18 protein-coding genes and 2 tRNA genes are annotated in these 18,092 nt (G+C 60.9%); 3 read left to right on the top strand and 17 right to left on the bottom strand.

Translation table 11 applies throughout. The features are described 5' to 3' along the window. Positions 1 to 2 precede the first annotated feature (2 nt). From HKX41_08290 to HKX41_08275, 4 genes are all read right to left on the bottom strand, one after another. Complete coding sequence (locus HKX41_08290; GenBank protein NNC24153.1) at positions 3 to 389, bottom strand: hypothetical protein; 387 nt, start codon at positions 387 to 389, stop codon at positions 3 to 5. Positions 390 to 526: 137 nt separating this feature from the next. Then, complete coding sequence (locus HKX41_08285; protein ID NNC24152.1) at positions 527 to 1,396, bottom strand: ParB/RepB/Spo0J family partition protein; 870 nt, start codon at positions 1,394 to 1,396, stop codon at positions 527 to 529. A 19-nt stretch (positions 1,397 to 1,415) separates the two neighbouring features. Beyond that, the gene (locus HKX41_08280; protein ID NNC24151.1) at positions 1,416 to 2,258 is read right to left on the bottom strand and encodes a ParA family protein; all 843 of its coding nucleotides are present in this window, start codon (positions 2,256 to 2,258) and stop codon (positions 1,416 to 1,418) included. 60 nt (positions 2,259 to 2,318) lie between these two features. Further along, a tRNA-Ala gene (locus HKX41_08275) sits at positions 2,319 to 2,395 on the bottom strand. A 669-nt stretch (positions 2,396 to 3,064) separates the two neighbouring features. On the opposite strand from HKX41_08275, the gene HKX41_08270 reads away from it, so the two are divergent. From HKX41_08270 to HKX41_08260, 3 genes are all read left to right on the top strand, one after another. Then, positions 3,065 to 3,391 (top strand): septal ring lytic transglycosylase RlpA family protein, encoded by a 327-nt coding sequence (locus HKX41_08270; GenBank protein ID NNC24150.1) that lies wholly within the window; start codon positions 3,065 to 3,067, stop codon positions 3,389 to 3,391. A gap of 73 nt (positions 3,392 to 3,464) precedes the next feature. Next, positions 3,465 to 4,520, top strand: a complete 1,056-nt coding sequence (locus HKX41_08265) for an aldo/keto reductase (GenBank protein NNC24149.1) — start codon at positions 3,465 to 3,467, stop codon at positions 4,518 to 4,520. A 159-nt stretch (positions 4,521 to 4,679) separates the two neighbouring features. Then, positions 4,680 to 5,522 carry a PHP domain-containing protein gene (locus tag HKX41_08260; protein ID NNC24148.1) on the top strand — a complete coding sequence of 281 codons (843 nt, stop codon included), beginning with the start codon at positions 4,680 to 4,682 and terminating at the stop codon, positions 5,520 to 5,522. 25 nt (positions 5,523 to 5,547) lie between these two features. On the opposite strand, the gene HKX41_08255 is transcribed toward HKX41_08260, so the two are convergent. From HKX41_08255 to HKX41_08195, 13 genes are all read right to left on the bottom strand, one after another. Beyond that, positions 5,548 to 6,432 carry an ABC transporter substrate-binding protein gene (locus HKX41_08255; protein ID NNC24147.1) on the bottom strand — a complete coding sequence of 295 codons (885 nt, stop codon included), beginning with the start codon at positions 6,430 to 6,432 and terminating at the stop codon, positions 5,548 to 5,550. A 61-nt stretch (positions 6,433 to 6,493) separates the two neighbouring features. Beyond that, positions 6,494 to 7,045, bottom strand: coding sequence for an ABC transporter permease (locus tag HKX41_08250; protein ID NNC24146.1), 552 nt, complete (start codon positions 7,043 to 7,045; stop codon positions 6,494 to 6,496). A 239-nt stretch (positions 7,046 to 7,284) separates the two neighbouring features. Beyond that, the gene (locus HKX41_08245) at positions 7,285 to 7,920 is read right to left on the bottom strand and encodes an ABC transporter permease (GenBank protein ID NNC24145.1); all 636 of its coding nucleotides are present in this window, start codon (positions 7,918 to 7,920) and stop codon (positions 7,285 to 7,287) included. Between the two features lie 10 nt (positions 7,921 to 7,930). Continuing rightward, positions 7,931 to 8,983 carry an ABC transporter ATP-binding protein gene (locus HKX41_08240; GenBank protein ID NNC24144.1) on the bottom strand — a complete coding sequence of 351 codons (1,053 nt, stop codon included), beginning with the start codon at positions 8,981 to 8,983 and terminating at the stop codon, positions 7,931 to 7,933. Positions 8,984 to 9,186: 203 nt separating this feature from the next. Further along, entirely contained in the window at positions 9,187 to 10,440 is a 1,254-nt protein-coding gene (locus HKX41_08235; protein NNC24143.1) for an FAD-binding oxidoreductase, read from the bottom strand. Positions 10,441 to 10,887: 447 nt separating this feature from the next. Continuing rightward, a tRNA-Gln gene (locus HKX41_08230) sits at positions 10,888 to 10,961 on the bottom strand. 29 nt (positions 10,962 to 10,990) lie between these two features. After that, on the bottom strand, positions 10,991 to 11,383 hold the full coding sequence (gene rpsI, locus HKX41_08225) for a 30S ribosomal protein S9 (GenBank protein NNC24142.1): 393 nt from the start codon (positions 11,381 to 11,383) through the stop codon (positions 10,991 to 10,993). A 2-nt stretch (positions 11,384 to 11,385) separates the two neighbouring features. Then, complete coding sequence (gene rplM / locus HKX41_08220) at positions 11,386 to 11,814, bottom strand: 50S ribosomal protein L13 (GenBank protein ID NNC24141.1); 429 nt, start codon at positions 11,812 to 11,814, stop codon at positions 11,386 to 11,388. 121 nt (positions 11,815 to 11,935) lie between these two features. Then, entirely contained in the window at positions 11,936 to 12,523 is a 588-nt protein-coding gene (locus tag HKX41_08215) for a nitroreductase (protein ID NNC24140.1), read from the bottom strand. Beyond that, positions 12,516 to 13,100: a hypothetical protein gene (locus HKX41_08210; GenBank protein NNC24139.1), complete on the bottom strand. Its 585-nt coding sequence runs from the start codon at positions 13,098 to 13,100 to the stop codon at positions 12,516 to 12,518. Before HKX41_08210 ends, HKX41_08215 begins: the two co-directional genes overlap by 8 nt. Before the next feature lie 54 nt (positions 13,101 to 13,154). After that, positions 13,155 to 15,605, bottom strand: a complete 2,451-nt coding sequence (locus tag HKX41_08205) for a leucine--tRNA ligase (protein NNC24138.1) — start codon at positions 15,603 to 15,605, stop codon at positions 13,155 to 13,157. 61 nt (positions 15,606 to 15,666) lie between these two features. After that, the gene (gene lnt / locus HKX41_08200; protein NNC24137.1) at positions 15,667 to 17,166 is read right to left on the bottom strand and encodes an apolipoprotein N-acyltransferase; all 1,500 of its coding nucleotides are present in this window, start codon (positions 17,164 to 17,166) and stop codon (positions 15,667 to 15,669) included. Between the two features lie 39 nt (positions 17,167 to 17,205). Beyond that, positions 17,206 to 18,060 (bottom strand): CBS domain-containing protein, encoded by an 855-nt coding sequence (locus HKX41_08195; protein NNC24136.1) that lies wholly within the window; start codon positions 18,058 to 18,060, stop codon positions 17,206 to 17,208. Positions 18,061 to 18,092 lie beyond the last annotated feature (32 nt).

Here is an 18,092-nt window from a genome sequence, read left to right as displayed (position 1 = left end):
CCTTACTCGCCTTTGCGACCTTCGGCCGCGCCGGTCATGACAAATTGCCGGAGCGGCCCGGCACTGGCGTAATATACGAGCTGCGCGCTAGCAAAACCAACAATCACTGCCAGCGGCGTCAGATCAAACAACGCGATCCCTACACCAAATGCGGCGATCGCAACCCCCATGCGCTCAGCAGCACCAATATAAAGCGCGCGCAAATCGGCGCCCGGACGGGCGGCCTGATTCATACGCCACCCCAACAAAAGCGATGTCAAAACGCTGACTCCTCCCCCGTAGGCAGCCGATCCAGCTGCCCATCCATTAATAGCGATAAGAAAAGCCGCACTGCACACGCAAGCGGCTACGATCTGTATCAACAGAACGCGAATGAGCACGTTTTGCATCGGCGGTTCCCCTGCTTCCCGTCGTACGCGCTACGTCGCGTTCGATCCGAATCCTACCGGCCATCGACCACGACGATCAACAGGTAGGCACTCAAAATGTGACATGCGCCGCAGTGGCGCAAGCTAATTCTGGTTGTTTAACTGCTGTCCTGCGCATCTGTCAAGCCCAGACGCCCGGCCAACGCATCCAGCTCCTCGCGATTCGAAAAATCGATCGTGACCCGGCCACCCCCGCGAGCGCGGGTGGTCACACGCACTGGCATCGCGAGATTATCGGTCAGCGAACGCGCCATAGCTCGGGCCTCATCACCCTCGTCGCGGGTTGCGTCAGCCCCGCCCCAATTCGGCCAGTCGCGCACCAATCGCTCAGTCTGGCGCACAGTCAGGCCGTGCGCAATAACGTGCTCGCCAGCCACAGATTGATCGGCAACATCCAAACCGAGAAGCGTGCGGGCATGGCCCATGTTCAGCCGCCCCGCGCGCACGTGTTCGCGCACTTCGCTCGCCAATTCGGCCAGACGCAACAGATTCGACACCGAGGCACGCGAGCGACCCACAGCCTCGGCACACTGGGCGTGGGTTAAACCGAACTCGTTGATCAAACGGGCCAGGCCGACCGATTCATCGACCGCGTCGAGCTCTTCGCGCTGGATGTTTTCGATCAGCGCGACCGCACTCGCGGTTTGATCGTCGAACGCGCGAATCAGCGCCGGCACGTAAGCAAAGTTCGCTCGCTGGGCCGCCAACCATCGCCGTTCGCCGGCTACGATCTCATAGCCCTCGCCGGCCACGCGCACCACTAGTGGCTGCACGATCCCCTGCGCCTGGACCGACCGCGTCAGCGCATCCAGCGCCTCGTCGTTCATGCTTTGGCGCGGCTGATGTCGCCCGCTTGTAAGCTCCTCGACCGGCAACTCGACGATGCGCTGTTGCTCGTCGGCAGTGGCCTCCTCGCTGAGCAGTGCTTCCAGACCGCGGCCAAGGCCGCGCTTGCTACGACTGGTCATCGAGAGTTTCCTTCCATGTCTATTCGGAGCGCCGGCGGCGCCCAAAAACGGCCGAAGCCGCCCGGCGGGCGCCACGCGTCGGCGCCACTATGGCCTCGTCTTCGTCCCGGCCCAGTATTTCGCGGGCTAGCGCTTTATACGCGCGCGCTCCGCTCGAGGCACCGTCATACTTCAGCACCGACACACCGTGGCTCGGCGCTTCAGCCAACCGCACGTTTCGCGGGATGACCGTTTTGTAGAGACTGTCGCCAAAATAATCGGCCAGCTGATCCGACACGTCATTGGTCAGTCGACTGCGTGGGTCGTAGAGCGTGCGCAGCACACCCTCGATGTGCAGCTTCGGATTGAGATTATGCCGCACGTGTTCGATGGTCTCCAGAAGCGCTGACAGACCTTCGAGCGCATAGTATTCGCACTGCATGGGCACAATAATACCGCGCGCAGCGACCAGCGCATTGATCGTGAGCATCGACAACGCCGGCGGACAGTCGATAATCACATAATCGAAACTGGTGGCAATACCGGCAAGTGCGTTGGCCAGCGCGCGCCGGCCGTCGCTCAAATCGCGCAGCCCGACTTCAGCGGCGGTCATGTCACCGTTTGCGCCCAGCACATAGAGTTGGCCATCGAGCGCTAATTCCAGCGCATCAGCCACACCCTTTTCGCCCAGCAGGAAGTCACAGACCGTGGCGCCTAGTGTGCGCTTATCCAGGCCGACGCCCATTGTGGCGTTGCCCTGCGCATCCATGTCCACCAACAACACGCGCTTATCCTGCGCCGCGAATGCGGCGGCCAGGTTGACGCTGGTCGTAGTTTTGCCAACACCGCCTTTTTGATTGGCGATCGCTATGATCTCGCTCATGTGTGCGAGTCTAACCGACGTTTGTGGACGACCGACTAGCGGCGGCTTTAGCAAAAGGGTTGGTGGAGCCGGCCGGGATCGAACCGGCGACCTTCGCGTTGCGAACGCGACGCTCTCCCTAACTGAGCTACGGCCCCGACAGAAGCCGACAGGTTAACAGCATGCGCTCGCCAGGCCAACACACTTTGGCGGTTCAGCGGACCACTACTGCCGCGCAAACGGCCTGGCAATCGCCATCCGCCCCCGCACACCAACCTCCAGAATGCACATCGCGCTGCGCTTATCAGGCCGACAACCCGCTCGATGTGCGCCCCACGCCAGCCTTCGTATGCTCGATCAACATATCGACCGCGTGGATCAACGCCGGCACGAACCAACCAATCGAAAGTGCTTCACGACTCGCCGGCGGTATCGACACACTGCCCAAATCTGGCGCCGGTTAACTAACGGCACCACTCGACACGTGGCTACAACCTATTGAACACCGGCTTTTTCAGTACCATCACTGGCACGATAACTAGGTTACGCGCTCATCCCGTGGCCACAGCACATGCCTTGGCTAGCGCTGTGTTGACTCGGCGCCGCGCATGATCTCGATTGCGGACACGACTGGAGTGGCAACCCACACGCGACACGCACCGCCCCACGCGGGCGATACCGAGCAACACCAAACAGGCGGCTGCCGACTTGCCGCCAGAGTAGAGCGCATGGCCATCACATTCGCAGCACAATCCTGGCTTGCTGGACGGGAGCGGCTAAAAACAATCGGATGCACCGCCCCCGTTTTGTCACTACTGCTCCTGGCGATGGCAAACACAGCTTACGCCACGGCCAAACCACTTGTGCGCACAGGCGTCGCCTCATTTTACGGCGCCAAATTCGCGGGCAAGACCATGGCTAACGGCAATAAATTCGACCCCAACGCCATGACCGCCGCCAGCCTGCAGTTGCCGCTCGGATCACGCGTCCGGGTGACCAACCTCCGAAACCAGCGCCAGATCGTTGTCCGCATTACCGACCGTGGCCCGTTTGCGAAAAATCGCATTATCGACCTCTCACGGCACGCCGCTGAGAAACTGCGCATGATCGAGGCCGGTACTGCCAAGGTTCGAGTACGGCTACTGCCGCGTTGACAAACGCCGCCTCGTTACGACACAACTCGAAACCGAAGGGCAATCGTTCACCCATTCAATCGGCGTATCGACTATGGACTACCGCGTACTCGGCAACAGCGGCCTGAAGATTTCGGAACTCACCCTCGGCACCATGACTTTCGGCGGCCGTGGTGGCATGTCCAAGCTCGGCGACACCGACATTAAAGAGGCCCGCGAGCTGATCGACTTGGCGCTGGACAAGGGCATCAACATCTTCGACACCGCCAATATGTACTCGGGTGGCCTATCGGAAGAAATCCTCGGCCAGGCGCTCGGCGATAAACGCAAGGACGTATTGCTCGCCACCAAGGTCCGCTTCCCGATGGGCGATGGGCCGAACGAAGGCGGGCTATCGCGCTTGCACATCCATGAGCAGGTCGAAGCCAGCCTGAAACGACTCGACACCGAGCATATCGACCTCTATCAACTCCACATGTGGGACGGCACCACACCGCTAGAAGAAACCCTGCAAACCATCGACACCTTGATCGGCCACGGCAAGATCCGCTACTACGGCATCTCCAACTTCTCCGGCTGGCAGTTGATGAAAGTCATGCAGATCTGCGAGCGCGAGGGCTTCACCAAACCGATCAGTCAACAAATCCACTACACCGCCCAAGCCCGCGACGCCGAATACGAACTAATGCCCGCGGCCTGCGATCAAGGCCTTGGCACCATGATCTGGTCGCCACTGGCCGGCGGACTGCTGTCCGGCAAATATCGCCGCGACCAGAGCCAACCGGAGGGCACCCGTTTCGCCGAAGGCTGGGATGAGCCGCCCATCCGCGACGAAACAGCCCTGTTTGACCTCATCGAGGAACTAGCCGAAATCGGCGATGGCCACGGCGTATCCGCCGCCCAGGTCGCCATTGCTTGGATCAACAGCCGCCCCGGCGTAACCACGTCAGTCATCGGCGCCCGCAAAGCCCACCAGCTACAGGACAACCTCGACGCCGCCCATCTAAAACTTAGCGACGAAGAAATCGCAACTATCGAAAAAGTCAGCCGTCCACCGCTCATCTATCCGTACTGGCACCAGAAAAAAACTGCTTCGGAACGCTTCGGCCCAGCCGACCAGGTACTGCACGCCAACCACACCGACGACTGACGCAACTACTAGCAGCCAAACGCCAATGCACGCCTCGCGCCGAACGGTGCGAGGCGTGGCGATCTTTAGACTGGCGTGCTTGGGCTGCGACGACCGACGCACCGCAATCGTCGGCGTTGTCGCCGCTTATATTGCTCACCACCCTAAAATAATGGCGCCATGCAGGACTTACACAGTCATTCAAGCCGTTCCGACGGCCGCCTCTCGCCAACCGAACTAGTCGCACGTGCCGCCGAGCAGGGCGTTGACACACTGGCTTTAACCGACCATGACACCGTCGACGGCATCGCCGAGGCGGCCGCGGCTGCGTACAACCATGGCATTGCGCTGGTCGCCGGCGTGGAAATTTCAGTCACTTGGCAACGGCAGACACTGCACATAGCTGGCTTGGGCATTGATCCCGATGAACCAACCCTAAACGACGGACTGGCCGACCTGCAGCACACTCGCAAGCAACGCGCCGCGACGATCGGCAGCAAGCTAGAAAGTCTCGGCGTGGTCGGCGCGGCAGAGCGCGCGCGTGAACTCGCCGGCACCGGCCAGATCGGGCGTGCACATTTCGCGCGCGTGTTGGTTGAGGCCGGCTTCTGCAAAAATTTCCAACAGGCATTCAAACACTATTTGAAACCCGGTCGAAATGCCCACGTGCCGGTCGAATGGGCGGCGCTGCCGGCCGCTATCGAGTGGATCCATGCCGCGGGCGGGTTGGCGGTGCTGGCGCATCCGATGGCCTACGGATTCTCGAACAATGTCCGCCGCCGCGCGCTGGCTGCTTTGGCCGAGAACGGCGGCGACGGCGTGGAAGTTGCCACCGGTACGACGCCTCCAGACAGTGTCGCGCGGGTCGCATCCGAAGCGGGTGAGTATGGCCTCTACGCCTCCGCCGGCTCGGATTTTCACAGTCCCGAGCAATCCTGGCTGGAGCTCGGCCGGCTGCCGACGCTGCCCAACAACGTCACCCCAATCTGGCAGGCGCCAGCCTTTCGTTCTTTGACGTCGTGATTAAAGGCCAGCCTAGGCCATCGACTCAAAGATCATGCCTGGCAACCCACTTTTGGGCGACTTGGGCTGGGTCGCGTTTATCCACCGCGACCCGTTTGTTCATCGCACGCAGTTGCTTGGTCGTCAACGCGCTCGAGACCGCTTTCAACAGCTTGCGGATCTTGGGCGTGACCACTGACTTGCGGATTATCGGTATCAGGTTCTGAGCAGGCACCAAATGCTTGGTGTCTTTCAAAACCCGCCACCCTTTATCTTGAATCACACCTTGGGTCGTAAACATGCGCGCAACCTGGATCGCGCCCGAGGACAGCGCACTCTGGGTGAGCGGCCCGCCGGCGTCCAGCGAGCGGAAGTTCTTGAACTGGATGCCATAAACCGATTTCAAGCCGGGCATGCCATCGCGCCGGGTTTTAACCTCCGGTGGACCGCCGAATGTGAGTTGGCCGGCGACGGGTTTCAAATCAGCAATGGTGTTTAGCTGATACTGCTCGGCTGTCTTGGCCGTGACCACGAGGGCATCCTTGTTTTGCGCGCTGGCGGCTTTCAGCGCGACCAATTTTGCCGGCAATTGGGCGCGGAGTTGGTCGAGCACAGCCTGTTTACCGGTTTCTTTGACCTTATCGTCAGCCAGGTAAGCCAGCAACGCTCCCGAATATTCAGGCAGCACATCGACCTCGCCCGATTTCAGCGCCGGAAACACCACCTCCCGCGAACCGAGATGCAAGCGTTTTTTGACCTTAACGCCGTGCTTTTCGAGAACATTGGCGTAGATATTGGCCAGCACAAGTTGCTCGCTAAAGTTGGTCGAGGCCACGACCACGGGCTTGGCACCGGCCGCTTGACTGGCCAGCCCGGCCAGCATGCCGACGACCAGAAGCAGGCTGCCGGCTGGTTTGCGAACAATCGACATGGCTTGTAATTCCTTGGCGGCTGTCTCGGACTTTAGAAAAAGCCTACACGAATCACTCGCCTCAGGTCGCTAACCCTTTCGGCGTAATCAGCCGTTGCAAACCGGCCAACACGCATTCGACCAGAAGCGCCAGAAGCGCGACCACGATCGCGCCGCCGACGACCTGGGTGAGCTGGTGCTGAGCCAGGCCATCGATCAGATAGCGCCCGAGCCCGCCTAGACCGACGTAAGCCGCCAGCGTCGCCGTCGAAACAACCTGGATGGCCGAGGTGCGCACGCCCGCCATGACAAGCGGCAGTGCGATCGGCAACTCAACCTGCATAAGCCGCTGCCAACCGGTCATGCCGATGGCCTCGGCGGCCTGGCGCACGGCGGGATCCACTGCACGCATGCCGACGTAACTGTTGGTCACCATCGGCGGAACCGCAAGTGCGACTAGCGCGACCAGAACCGGCACAAAGCCGACACCAACCAACAAAAACATCAAGATAATGAGCCCAAACGATGGCACCGCCCGGCCAACGTTGGCGATATTGATCGCTAGCAACCCGCCACGGCCGAAATGTCCCAGTCCGATACCGACTGGCAATGCGATTGCCGCCGCTACGCCCATTGAAACGCTGAAATAGTAGACGTGCTGGAGCACCCGATATGGAATGCTATTCCCCCCGTACCACTGCCCCGATGCAGAAAACCAGCCGATAATCTGAGACAACAGACTCGGCACGGAACCCACATCGAGCGGCCCGGCCAATGCGGCAGGTATGCTGCCCACCAGCGCCAGCACCGCCAACAACACGATCCAATGCTCAGCGGCCGCGGCCAAAACGCGCCACCGAGTAACCACACGTATCACGCGCGCCTCCGTTGCCACGGCGTGAGCAGCCACAGCAGGCCAACCAGCAGCAGATCGACCGCAACCGCTAGGACGACCGACAGCACAAAGCCCACAACAAGCGGCGTAGTGAAATGCAGTGTGAAACCGGTGATGAACAACTGCCCCAGCCCGCCCTGGCCGATTAGCGCCGTAACCGTCACCAGACCGATGGTGGTCACAGCGGCAATCCGAATGCCGGCCACAATCACGGGAAGCGCGATCGGCAATTCCACGGTCAGTAACTGCCAGCGGCGGGAATAGCCGAGCGCACGTGCAGCCTCACTGACGTCGGGCGGCACACCGTTCAGGCCAGTCACGATGTTGCGGAACAAAATCAACAACGTGTAGATCGTCAGACCAATCAGCGAGGTCGCCAGCGACAAACCGGTCAGCGGGATCAGCAGGATGAACAGCGCTAGCGAAGGCACGGTGAACAACACACCGGTTGCGGCTAACGATACACCGTGGAGTCGCGGCCAACGGATCGCGGCAAGCGCCAGTGGGAACGCGATCGCGAACCCGATGACCAGCGCCAGCACGGTTAATTGGATGTGTTGTACCAGCGCGGCACTTATCGTATCGCTGTGCCGAGCGATCCACGACCAGCGCATCACGCGCCGCCTAGGCCAGCTTCTGGTTGAGACTGGCGTGGGTCACCAAGCCCGCGTAACCACGTGCGCCATCAACCCGCGGCACGACGCCAAGCGGCGAAGTCACAATAGCGCCGAGCGCGGTGCGCAGCGTATCGTCGGCTGACACAGCCTGGCCAAACGGCTGGATAACGGCCTCATCAATCCGGCTATCGCCACCAACCAGATCACCGCACGCCACCCAGCCGATCAGTTGGCCATCGTCGCCTACGATCACCACCCAGCTCCATCCATAGCGGTCAGCGGCTGCAAGCGCACTTGCCGAACTTGCATCCGAGGTGACCTCTGGGCCTGGCTCGGTTTCGACCGCTGCAACGCGCATCAACGCTAGGCGCCGCAACTCACGCTCGCCGCCCAGAAAATCGGCCACGAACCCATTAGCCGGAGCCGCCAGCACATCAGCCGGCGGCGCATACTGCGCAAGCCGGCCTCCTGTTTCGAAAAGCGCAATACGGTCACCAAGACTGATGGCTTCATCAATATCGTGGGTCACGAAGACAATGGTCTTTTCAACCTTTTCCTGCAGTTGAATGAATTCACGCTGCAGGCGCCCCCGTACGATCGGATCGACCGCCGCGAAAGGCTCGTCCATCAGCAGGATCGGCGGATCCGCGGCCAGTGCGCGCGCGACGCCGACACGTTGTGCCTGGCCGCCGGAAAGCTGGTGCGGGTAGCGGTCGATGATCTCCGTGCGCAGGCCGACGGTTTCAATCAGTTCGTCGACGCGTTGTGCGATCTGCGCTTTGCTCCACGACAATAGATGCGGCACCGTCGCGATGTTGTCGCGCACTGTCCGATGCGGGAACAGCCCCGAGTGCTGCATCACGTAACCAATGCTGCGGCGCAGCTCAGTTGGCTCACGCGCGCGCACGTCCATGCCGTCGATGGAAACGATGCCGCTGGTTGCTTCCTCAAGCCGGTTGATCAGCCGCAGCGTGGTGGTTTTGCCACAGCCGGACGGACCGGCGAGCACCGTAAGCTCACCGGTAGCGATGGTCATATCCAGCGACTCGATCGCCGCCATGCCATCGCCATATTGCTTACCGACGCCCGAGAACTCGATCACTTGCGTCGCATCCTGTCAGATCGGCCAACAATACTGTGAATGGTCGACGCCACAAGTTTCGCTTCTGATACGCCACGCTCGCCACCGGCGTGTATCGGCCAAACTCATCCCGGCTACGTCAACAGTGCGTTTTGTCGTGGCTGAAAGACACGCTGATCCAGCTAAATAAAGCGTTCCGCACGATACGGCACCGGATCGATAAACGGCTCTTCGCCATCAACCATTTCGCGGATCATCCGGCCAGTCACCGCCCCCAGCGTGAAGCCTTGATGGCCGTGACCGAAGGCGAACCAGAGCTTGCGGTGTGCCGGCGCGGGACCAATAATCGGTTTCATGTCCGGCAGGCACGGGCGCGCACCGAGCCACGGCTCAGGATCGCTGCGTGCACCGAGTGTTACAAGCGATTGGACCACAGACTCGGCAGCATTCAACTGGCCATAGTTCGGCGGCGCGCCCGGGCTGTTCAACTCAGCCCCAGTTGTCAGGCGCAGACCGGCGCGTTTGGGTGTCACCAGATAGCCCTTCTCGAAGTCCATGATGCCGTAGCTGAGTGTCTGGCCGCTCTCGGGATACGCATAATGCATGTGGTATCCACGCATGACGAACAACGGCAATGCGTAGCCCAGGCTTTCGAGCCACGGCTTCGACCACGGCCCCGTCGCCAGAACCAGACCATCGGCATCGATCGTCGCGCTGTCTGAGTGCAACCGCCAGCCATTAGCATTATGGCTGATATCCGTGATGTCCGCTGTCTCAATCGTGCCACCGGCGGCCACAAAATCATCAGCGTAGGCCTGCACCAACGCGCCCGGATCGACCACCGACCACGCATTGGTCCAGTGGATTGCGCCCGCGAGCTGCTCATTCAACGCGGGTTCGGCCTGCGCCAGCGCCGCACTATCTAGTGTCTTGAACTCGACACCGAAGCGCTTGCGAAAGTCTTCGGCCTTGGCCGCTTCTGCTTCAAGTGTTGCCGAATGCCGAAACAATTGCAGCCAGCCATCGCTGCGCACGAGCGACTCCGCAGCGGCCGCCTTGATCATGCCATCGTGCTCGGCCGTGCACTGCTCGATCAGCGACGCGTACTCGGGCACGATGCGCTCGAACTCACGCGTACTCGAATAGCGCCAATATTGCGCCAACGCGCCGGCATTGCCGACCATGGCCGAGGCGCGATAACGGATATCAATACTGCGATTTGGCAACACACGCCAGAGCGTGCCGATATCACGCGGGAACGGATGCGGCTCGACAGCCTCGCGCTGAATCAGGCCCGCATTGCCGTAGGAGGTCTCCTGCCCGGGGGCCTTGCGATCAACCAGCACGACGTTGTGGCCAGCCTTCTGCAGATGGACCGCGACACACACGCCGACCATCCCGGCGCCCAATACGGCTATCTCACGTTGTCCTGCCATAAATCGTTTCCGGTCGATTCCCAACTTGAAGCGCGTAGCGCACTAGCGCTCAGCATAATGCCACAAGGCAGGCATATATCCGACAGAGGATGGCGACCGAGGGCTACCCGACGTTTTGGGGAAGCACCATGGCTTGGCGACTGTTTTGTGGCTAAGCAAGTCTCAACGGCTGCGGCGCATAGATCAAACGGCCGACCGGCTTTGCCGTGGAAACGCCGGTAATGACCTGCTCGGGGCCGACTCGCCAAGCCTCGCAGCGGCTGCCAATAGCGTAATAAGATTTGTGCGACCGGCGTCACAATCCGGTTTCCGAGAAACGGCTACCCAGCCAATCACGCTCCGACTGGATGCATGCCACCCCAAGATCAACACCCAAGCTTGGCTGCGCGACCAACCCGGATAGCGTGGCCTTAAGCAATAAAAACCCGCCAGATGGCGGGTTTTTATTGGCTGGGGGAGAGGGATTCGAACCCCCACTAACGGAGTCAGAGTCCGTCGTCCTACCTTTAGACGATCCCCCAAATTGCCGGGACCGCAGCGCTCGTATCGCTTAGCGCTTGGAGTACTGCGGCGATTTGCGCGCTTTTCGCAGACCGATCTTCTTGCGCTCCGGGTGACGCGCGTCACGCGTGATGTAACCAGCCGCCCGCAAGGGAGGACGCATAGATTCGTCGTAACGCATCAACGCGCGGGACAGGCCATGCCGAATCGCGCCAGCCTGACCGTTCGGGCCACCGCCTTCGACCGTGATCTTGATATCGAAGCGGTCATGCGAATCGGTGGTATCGAGCGGCTGACGAACGATCATCCGCGATGTCGGGCGACCGAAATATTGATCCAGCGTCTTGCCGTTGACGCTGATGTCACCGCTGCCCGGTTTGATGAACACCCGTGCAGTGGCGGATTTGCGACGGCCGGTGCCGTAAAACTGTTCTGATGCCATAACTAGAATTCGAGTGCTTGCGGCTGCTGCGCCGTGTGCGGATGATCCTCGCTCGCATAGACGCGCAGCTTGCGCGCCATCTGTCGACCAAGCGGCCCGGTTGGCAACATACGGGTAACGGCGTCACGGATAACGCGTTCGGGATGCTGCTCGAGTCGATTGGCCAGGCTCATCGACTTCATATTACCCGGATAGCCGGTATGCCGATAATAAATCTTCTTAGCCGACTTGGCGCCCGTCGTGCGCACCTGCTGTGCGTTAATCACAACAATGTGGTCGCCAACATCCATATGCGGCGTGAATTCGGGCTTGTGCTTGCCACGTAGCCGGAACGCGATCTCGCTGGCCATGCGACCGAGCGTCTTGTCGGCGGCATCGACTACGTACCAGTCGGCCGGCACTTCGTTTTGCTTTGCAGAGTACGTCTTCATGACGGGTTCGATTCAGGTTGGGCGTAGACGCGCCGTGCTTTGTTAAACATGGAATGGTAACGATGATATCCATCCATTGCAATGCGGGCACGCGGAATCGCCATTGTAATTGGTTCGTGCGTCACGGGCAGCGTACGGGACGATGCCCGTCCTCGCTTCGCTGCGTGCGTGGTGCGCGTTTAGCCACACCATACCAGAAAAGCCCCACACTATAGTCGCTTGCCGGATCCGCCCCCAATAGCCGGAGATAGCGTGCGTCGTGTGTAACCGGGCCGCTGGTCCATTTGCAGGCCATCCCTGCGCTGTGCAGATAAAGCACGATATTGTGCGCCGCACAGGCGCAGGCGGCATAGTCCTCCGCCGCGGTATTTGCGTCGTCCGCGCGCCGACAAGTCACAGCGAACCAGCCAGGCACAGCATGCCAGCGCTGACGTTTTGCATCGGCCGCTTCCTCGCCTTTGGCCTCGGCGACGAGCTCGGCGTTCAATTCGACGATCGCTTTTTTGGTCTCGGGCCCGATCACATAAAACTGCCACGGCTCGGTCAGATGGTGATTGGGCGCCCAACGGGCCACCTCGAATGCCTCTTCTAACCGCTCCGTATCGACCGGTGTCGACTCGAATTGATCGACACTTCGCCGCCCACGCAGGAATTCGCCGGCCTCAGCCGGCCCCACTGGGCTGGACGTAAGCCGCTGTCGGTCAGTCATGATCGCTCCAGGATTGCTCGGTGTTCGAAGTCGACCCCGGTTTGTCGGTGGATTCCCGATTGTATGTTGCGATGCGCAGAAAGATTTCGTTAACCAATTGTTTCTGCATGCTATCGGCAAGCTGATGACGCTCGGTGTTCGCAGCGAGTCGCTGGGTCTCGTTGAGGGTATATTCGCGCGAAATCGAGAGTTTCTTGTTCGCGATCTGGGTCGCCCCATTCACGCTGTAAGAAAAGATAACCGATGTTTCGACCGCATAGGTCGCGACGTTGCCGCTCCCTGGTGTAACCGAGGTTACGTCGCGACTATCGCTGACGTTTTTGATAGCCAGCGTGGCGGGCGCCTCACTACCACCTAGCCGACCTTGTTCACGCAGCCGCTGGCGTGCCGTGCGAACCAACGCGGGGTCGCCCACCTTGTAGTTGTTGCCGTAGGTCACCTGCATGGCGTCGACACCTTTAGGCAACGGTGACCGCCCACGCAGATGGAAACCGCAACCGCTGAGTGCGACCAATAGCGCAACAAGCCCGATCGCCACTACGAGCCGTCCGAGCGACCGGCCGGATCTAAGCGTCATGCAGCGTGTCGCTGCCGGATTAGTTTGCGCCTGTCGATCACGCTGCATTGAGGGCTAAACCACCAGATTGACCAGTTTGCCGGGCACGACGATTGTCTTTTTGATCGTGCATCCGTCGATAAAGCGGGCGACGTTATCGGCTGTACGCGCCGCCTCGGCAACCGCATCGCGTTCGGCATCGGCCGGAATTTCAACCGAGCCACGCCGCTTGCCGTTGACCTGGACCACCATTTCAACTGTGTCCCGCACTAATGCCGCTTCATCCGCAACCGGCCAGGCTTCGTCCACCAGCAGCGTATTGTGACCCAGCTCTCGCCATAGGCGGTCACAAACATGCGGTGTGATCGGTGCCAATAACCGAATGATTGCCTCGAGTCCTTCTTGTCGGACGCTGTGCAGCAACCGGCCAGGCTCGGCAGCCAGTCGACCCAGTTCGTTGGTCAACTCCATGACCGCAGCAATAGCCGTGTTGAACGTATAACGACGGCCAATGTCATCGCCGACCTTGGCGATAGTTTCGTGTAAACGGCGCCGCAAGGCGACAGCTTCATCATCTTCAGCCACGGTCGTCTCGACAGCAACGTTGCCGACAGCAACATGGTCGGCTGCAAGGCGCCAAAGCCGCTTCAAGAAACGATGCGCGCCCTCGACACCGGCATCGGACCAATCGAGCGACTGCTCCGGCGGCGCGGCGAACATCATGAACAAGCGCACGGTATCCGCGCCATAGCGCTCAATCAGCGATTGCGGATCGATCGTGTTGCCCTTGGATTTCGACATTTTGGCGCCGTCAGACAGCACCATGCCCTGGGTCAGCAGCTGCGCGAATGGCTCGCCGACACTGGACAGCCCGGTATCGCGCAAAAGCTTCTGGAAAAACCGCGCGTAGAGCAGATGCAGGACTGCATGCTCGACGCCGCCAACATACTGATTAACCGGCAGCCAATGGTCGGCGCGCGCATCGACGATCGAATCGGCATCTGGGCAGGTGAAACGCGCGAAATACCACGACGACTCCATGAAGGTGTCGAACGTGTCGGTCTCGCGTCGAGCAGCAACGCCGCATTGCGGGCACACGCACTCGACGAATTCGGGCATGTCCGGCAGCGGCGACCCCTTGGCGTCCGGCGTGACATTTTCTGGCAATCGGACCGGCAGATCCGCATCCGGCACGGGCACAGCCCCACAATCCGGGCAATGGATGATCGGAATCGGCGCGCCCCAATAGCGCTGGCGCGACAGCCCCCAGTCGCGCAGGCGATACTGCGTCTCGCGCTCGCCTCGGCCATCAGCTTCTAGTCGCGACGCAACGGCCTCGAATGCCGCCTCGAACTCCAAGCCATCGAACGCATCCGAGTTGATCAGTGGGCCCGCCTCGACGTGCGCGGCCGCGCCCAGATCGGGCTCGGTGCCGTCGGCATTCGCCACCACAGCGCGTATCGGCAGTTCGTAAGTATGCGCAAACGCATAGTCGCGTTCATCGTGCGCGGGCACGCTCATGACGGCCCCCGTGCCATACCCCATCAGCACGAAGTTGGCCACGAAAATCGGCAGCCGCTCGCCAGTCAGCGGATGGACGGCTTCCAGCGGTAGGCGCCAGCCACGCTTGGTGTCGGTGGCGGCGCCGACTTCGTGTGCTTCGGCGGCCCGGCATTCGTCACAGAATGCTGCCAAGTCAGCGTCGCCCGTTGCCAATTCGACGACCAACGGATGGTCGGCTGCTAGCGCCATATAGGTGACGCCGAACAGCGTATCCGGACGCGTGGTAAACACTTCCAGCGGTGTCTCGCGACCGGCGACATCAAACCGGATCGTCAGCCCTGTTGACCGGCCGATCCAATTCGCCTGCATGGTACGCACAGCATCGGGCCAACCGGTCAGTTCATCGAGGTTGTCGAGTAACTCATCGGCATAATCGGTGATACGCGCGAACCACTGGTTGATGGCACGCTGCTCGACCACTGCGCCGGATCGCCAACCGCGGCCATCGACGACCTGTTCGTTGGCCAGCACGGTCTGATCAACCGGATCCCAGTTCACCGTCGCTTTGGCGCGGTAAACCAGGCCGCGCTCGTAGAGCCGCGTAAAAAACCACTGCTCCCAACGGTAGTACTCGGGATCACAGGTCGCGAACTCGCGGCACCAATCGTAAGCAAAACCGAGCCGTTGCAATTGGCCGCGCATGAAGTCGATATTGTCGCGCGTCCATTGCGCGGGCGGCACACCGTTGTCGATGGCGGCATTTTCTGCCGGCAATCCAAACGCGTCCCAGCCCATCGGCTGAAGCACTTTCTTGCCGCACATGCGCTGATAACGGGCGATGACATCGCCGATGGTGTAGTTGCGGACATGCCCCATATGGAGCTTGCCACTGGGGTAAGGAAACATCGACAGACAGTAGAAACTTTCACCAGGCGCGTCGTCGGCCACGGTAAAGGCTTCGGCGGCGTCCCAGCGCGCTTGTACGTCGACTTCGATGTCTTGAAAACGGGGTTCGCGCTCCATCAGCGGCGTCGTCAGCTTATGTGGTTGAATGATTACCGGCGGATTGTAGCGCAGGCCGCGATCACAGGCGCCGGCGCCGCGCGAGCGCAGCGCCAATCAGGCCGATCAAAACGACCGTGCCGCCCGTCCACCAGGCCGGCTCGTTGCCGAGCGCAACGTACGGTGTAGCGCCCTTGCGCGGTTGAACGTTGGGGCTATCCAGCGTGGCGACCTGGAACTGCGGCGTGGTCTGGCGAGCGCGGCCGGCGTAGCCGATGATCGCGCTGATGCCTGTATTCGCGGCACGCAGCATGGGGCGGCCGGATTCCAGCGCCCGCACTCGAGCGATCTGAAGATGTTGCGCCGGCCCGATGGTGCCGGCGAACCAAGCATCATTGGTAACGTTGACCAGCACCCCGGCTTGCGGGAGCGAGCGCGCGATCTCACGCGGGAAAACATCCTCAAAACAGATCGACAGCCCAATGTCGACGCCGTGCGCTTCGATGGGCGCCTGTTGCGCCGGCCCGAATGCCAGACCGCCAAAACGCATCGGGACAATCTCGCCGATCCAGCGTTTGACGAAACTCGGCACGGGGAAATACTCGCCGAACGGCACGAGATGGCGTTTGTAATAACGACCGCTAGCCGCTCCCAAGCCGAGGAGCGCGTTGTAGTAGCGCGACTCACGGGCGACGAGCGTACCGGCGAGCAAAGCCTGATCCTTACGCTTTGCCATGGCGTCGATGTCGCTTAAATAAGACTGCACCCGGTTGGCGGGTACCGGCACAGCCGTTTCCGGCCATACCACCAAATCGGCGTCCGAGGCTTTAGTCAGTTGTTTGTAGCGCTCAAGCGTCGGGCCCAGCGTGGAGGATTTCGATTTGATCTTCTCCCCGAAGCTGCCCTGGACGACGCTGGCCGAAAGGGCCTCCCCAGCCGGCTCGGTCCAATGGCTCGGCACCGGCACGAGCCAGATAAGGATAGGCGTTATCGCGATCACCGCGACCGCGATAACCCGACCAACGAGAGACCCGGCCACAAGCAGGCACAACACACCGGCGGCCACGACCAGCGCTAAGCTCATGCCGTAAACGCCAACGATTGGCGCTAGCGCTGAAACCGGCGAGTCGACCAGCGAATAGCCAAGCGACAGCCAGGGAAAACCAGTGCCAATCCGGCCGCGGGCCAATTCACTCAAAAGCCAGGCACCAGGCACCAAAACGAGCGCCCAGAGGAGCCGCGGCCAGCGCCGCGTCGCGCCAGCAAAGGCGCCGACCAACGCCGGATAGAGCGCAAGATAGACGACGAGCAAAGCCGTCACTGCGACGGCCACCGGTGCCGAGGCGTGGCCGAACTCGTGGACCGAGACATACGGCCAATATAGGCCCGTGCCGAAAGAGGCCAGGCCGAAGACGAAACCGCGTACAGCCGCAGGGCGCACCGGCGCATCCCACCAGAGCGCGATCAACCCGACCACGCCAAGCAAAGTCAGTGGCCACCAGCCAAACGGCGCGAAGCCGAGTGTGATCAGCCCGCCACAGATGGCGGGCACAACGATATTGGCTGCCAAGCCTTTAGTCATGGGCATTTATTCATAGACGCATTGATGGGACCGCGCTGATTACTCGGCATCGCCCGGCAGGATAGTCATTTCCAATAGATGCATACGGCGCGAATCGGCGCGCACCACGGTAAACGAAAAGCGGCCGATGGATGTCGTCTCACCCCGACCCGGCACATGGCCAAATTCATGCACGACCAAGCCACCGATAGTGTCGAACTCGTCATCGGCGAACTCGGTTTCGAAGTAGCGATTGAAGGCTTCGACCGGCGTCAGGCTACGGATCTGGAAGCGGTTGTCGTCGAGCTTGAGGATCTGGGCACCCTCGCTACGATCAAATTCGTCGTCGATCTCGCCGACGATCTCTTCGAGCGCATCCTCGATTGTGATCAGCCCCGCGACGCCACCGTATTCGTCGACCACAACAGCCATGTGATTGCGCGATGCTCTCAGCTCTTTCAACAACACATCGACGCGCTTGGCTTCCGGTACGTAGACCGCTGACCGCAGCACGCGGTCGATATCGAATCCGCCGCGCTCGGCGCCACTGACCGCCAGGGTCAATAGATCCTTGGCCAGCAGAACACCGACGACTTCATCACGCGAATCGCCGACCACTGGGAAGCGCGAGTGCCCGGATTCGAGCGCGGTGGACAAGATGTCATCGACATTGTCGTCGACACCGATGACGGTCATCTGCGAGCGCGCCACCATGATGTCGCGCACCCGCAGCTCGCTGACATTCAACACACCGCGCATCATCCACAGCGCGTCGGCGTCGAACAGCTCGTTTTCGCGCGCCTCGGTCAGAACGTCTAGAAATTCCTCGCGGTCGCGCGGCGGCCCCACCAAGCTGTGGCCGATCTGTCGCAGCCAACTATTGCTGCGTGACTGCTCAGTTTCATCGTCGTTCATGGGCGCGTTTGTCGAAACAGACCGTGATGGCG

It is taken from the genome of Salifodinibacter halophilus, assembly GCA_012999515.1.
GTDB lineage: Bacteria > Pseudomonadota > Gammaproteobacteria > Nevskiales > Salinisphaeraceae > Salifodinibacter > Salifodinibacter halophilus.
Note: the sequence above shows the minus strand (reverse complement) of the source record. Positions and strands in the feature narration are given on the sequence as shown.

Bases quoted from the DNA above. Each gene is read 5' to 3' on its own strand.
- HKX41_08250 (NNC24146.1), bottom strand. From the start codon at position 7,045: ATGGGCGTAGCGGCGGCAATCGCATTGCCAGTCGGTATCGGACTGGGA.
- HKX41_08210 (NNC24139.1), bottom strand. From the start codon at position 13,100: ATGACGCTTAGATCCGGCCGGTCGCTCGGACGGCTCGTAGTGGCGATC.
- rplM (NNC24141.1), bottom strand. From the start codon at position 11,814: ATGAAGACGTACTCTGCAAAGCAAAACGAAGTGCCGGCCGACTGGTAC.
- HKX41_08290 (NNC24153.1), bottom strand. From the start codon at position 389: ATGCAAAACGTGCTCATTCGCGTTCTGTTGATACAGATCGTAGCCGCT.
- HKX41_08240 (NNC24144.1), bottom strand. From the start codon at position 8,983: ATGGCGGCGATCGAGTCGCTGGATATGACCATCGCTACCGGTGAGCTT.
- HKX41_08245 (NNC24145.1), bottom strand. From the start codon at position 7,920: ATGCGCTGGTCGTGGATCGCTCGGCACAGCGATACGATAAGTGCCGCG.
- rpsI (NNC24142.1), bottom strand. From the start codon at position 11,383: ATGGCATCAGAACAGTTTTACGGCACCGGCCGTCGCAAATCCGCCACT.
- HKX41_08255 (NNC24147.1), bottom strand. From the start codon at position 6,432: ATGTCGATTGTTCGCAAACCAGCCGGCAGCCTGCTTCTGGTCGTCGGC.
- HKX41_08270 (NNC24150.1), top strand. From the start codon at position 3,065: ATGGCAAACACAGCTTACGCCACGGCCAAACCACTTGTGCGCACAGGC.
- lnt (NNC24137.1), bottom strand. From the start codon at position 17,166: ATGACTAAAGGCTTGGCAGCCAATATCGTTGTGCCCGCCATCTGTGGC.
- HKX41_08260 (NNC24148.1), top strand. From the start codon at position 4,680: ATGCAGGACTTACACAGTCATTCAAGCCGTTCCGACGGCCGCCTCTCG.
- HKX41_08205 (NNC24138.1), bottom strand. From the start codon at position 15,605: ATGGAGCGCGAACCCCGTTTTCAAGACATCGAAGTCGACGTACAAGCG.
- HKX41_08195 (NNC24136.1), bottom strand. From the start codon at position 18,060: ATGAACGACGATGAAACTGAGCAGTCACGCAGCAATAGTTGGCTGCGA.
- HKX41_08265 (NNC24149.1), top strand. From the start codon at position 3,465: ATGGACTACCGCGTACTCGGCAACAGCGGCCTGAAGATTTCGGAACTC.
- HKX41_08285 (NNC24152.1), bottom strand. From the start codon at position 1,396: ATGACCAGTCGTAGCAAGCGCGGCCTTGGCCGCGGTCTGGAAGCACTG.
- HKX41_08215 (NNC24140.1), bottom strand. From the start codon at position 12,523: ATGACTGACCGACAGCGGCTTACGTCCAGCCCAGTGGGGCCGGCTGAG.
- HKX41_08235 (NNC24143.1), bottom strand. From the start codon at position 10,440: ATGGCAGGACAACGTGAGATAGCCGTATTGGGCGCCGGGATGGTCGGC.
- HKX41_08280 (NNC24151.1), bottom strand. From the start codon at position 2,258: ATGAGCGAGATCATAGCGATCGCCAATCAAAAAGGCGGTGTTGGCAAA.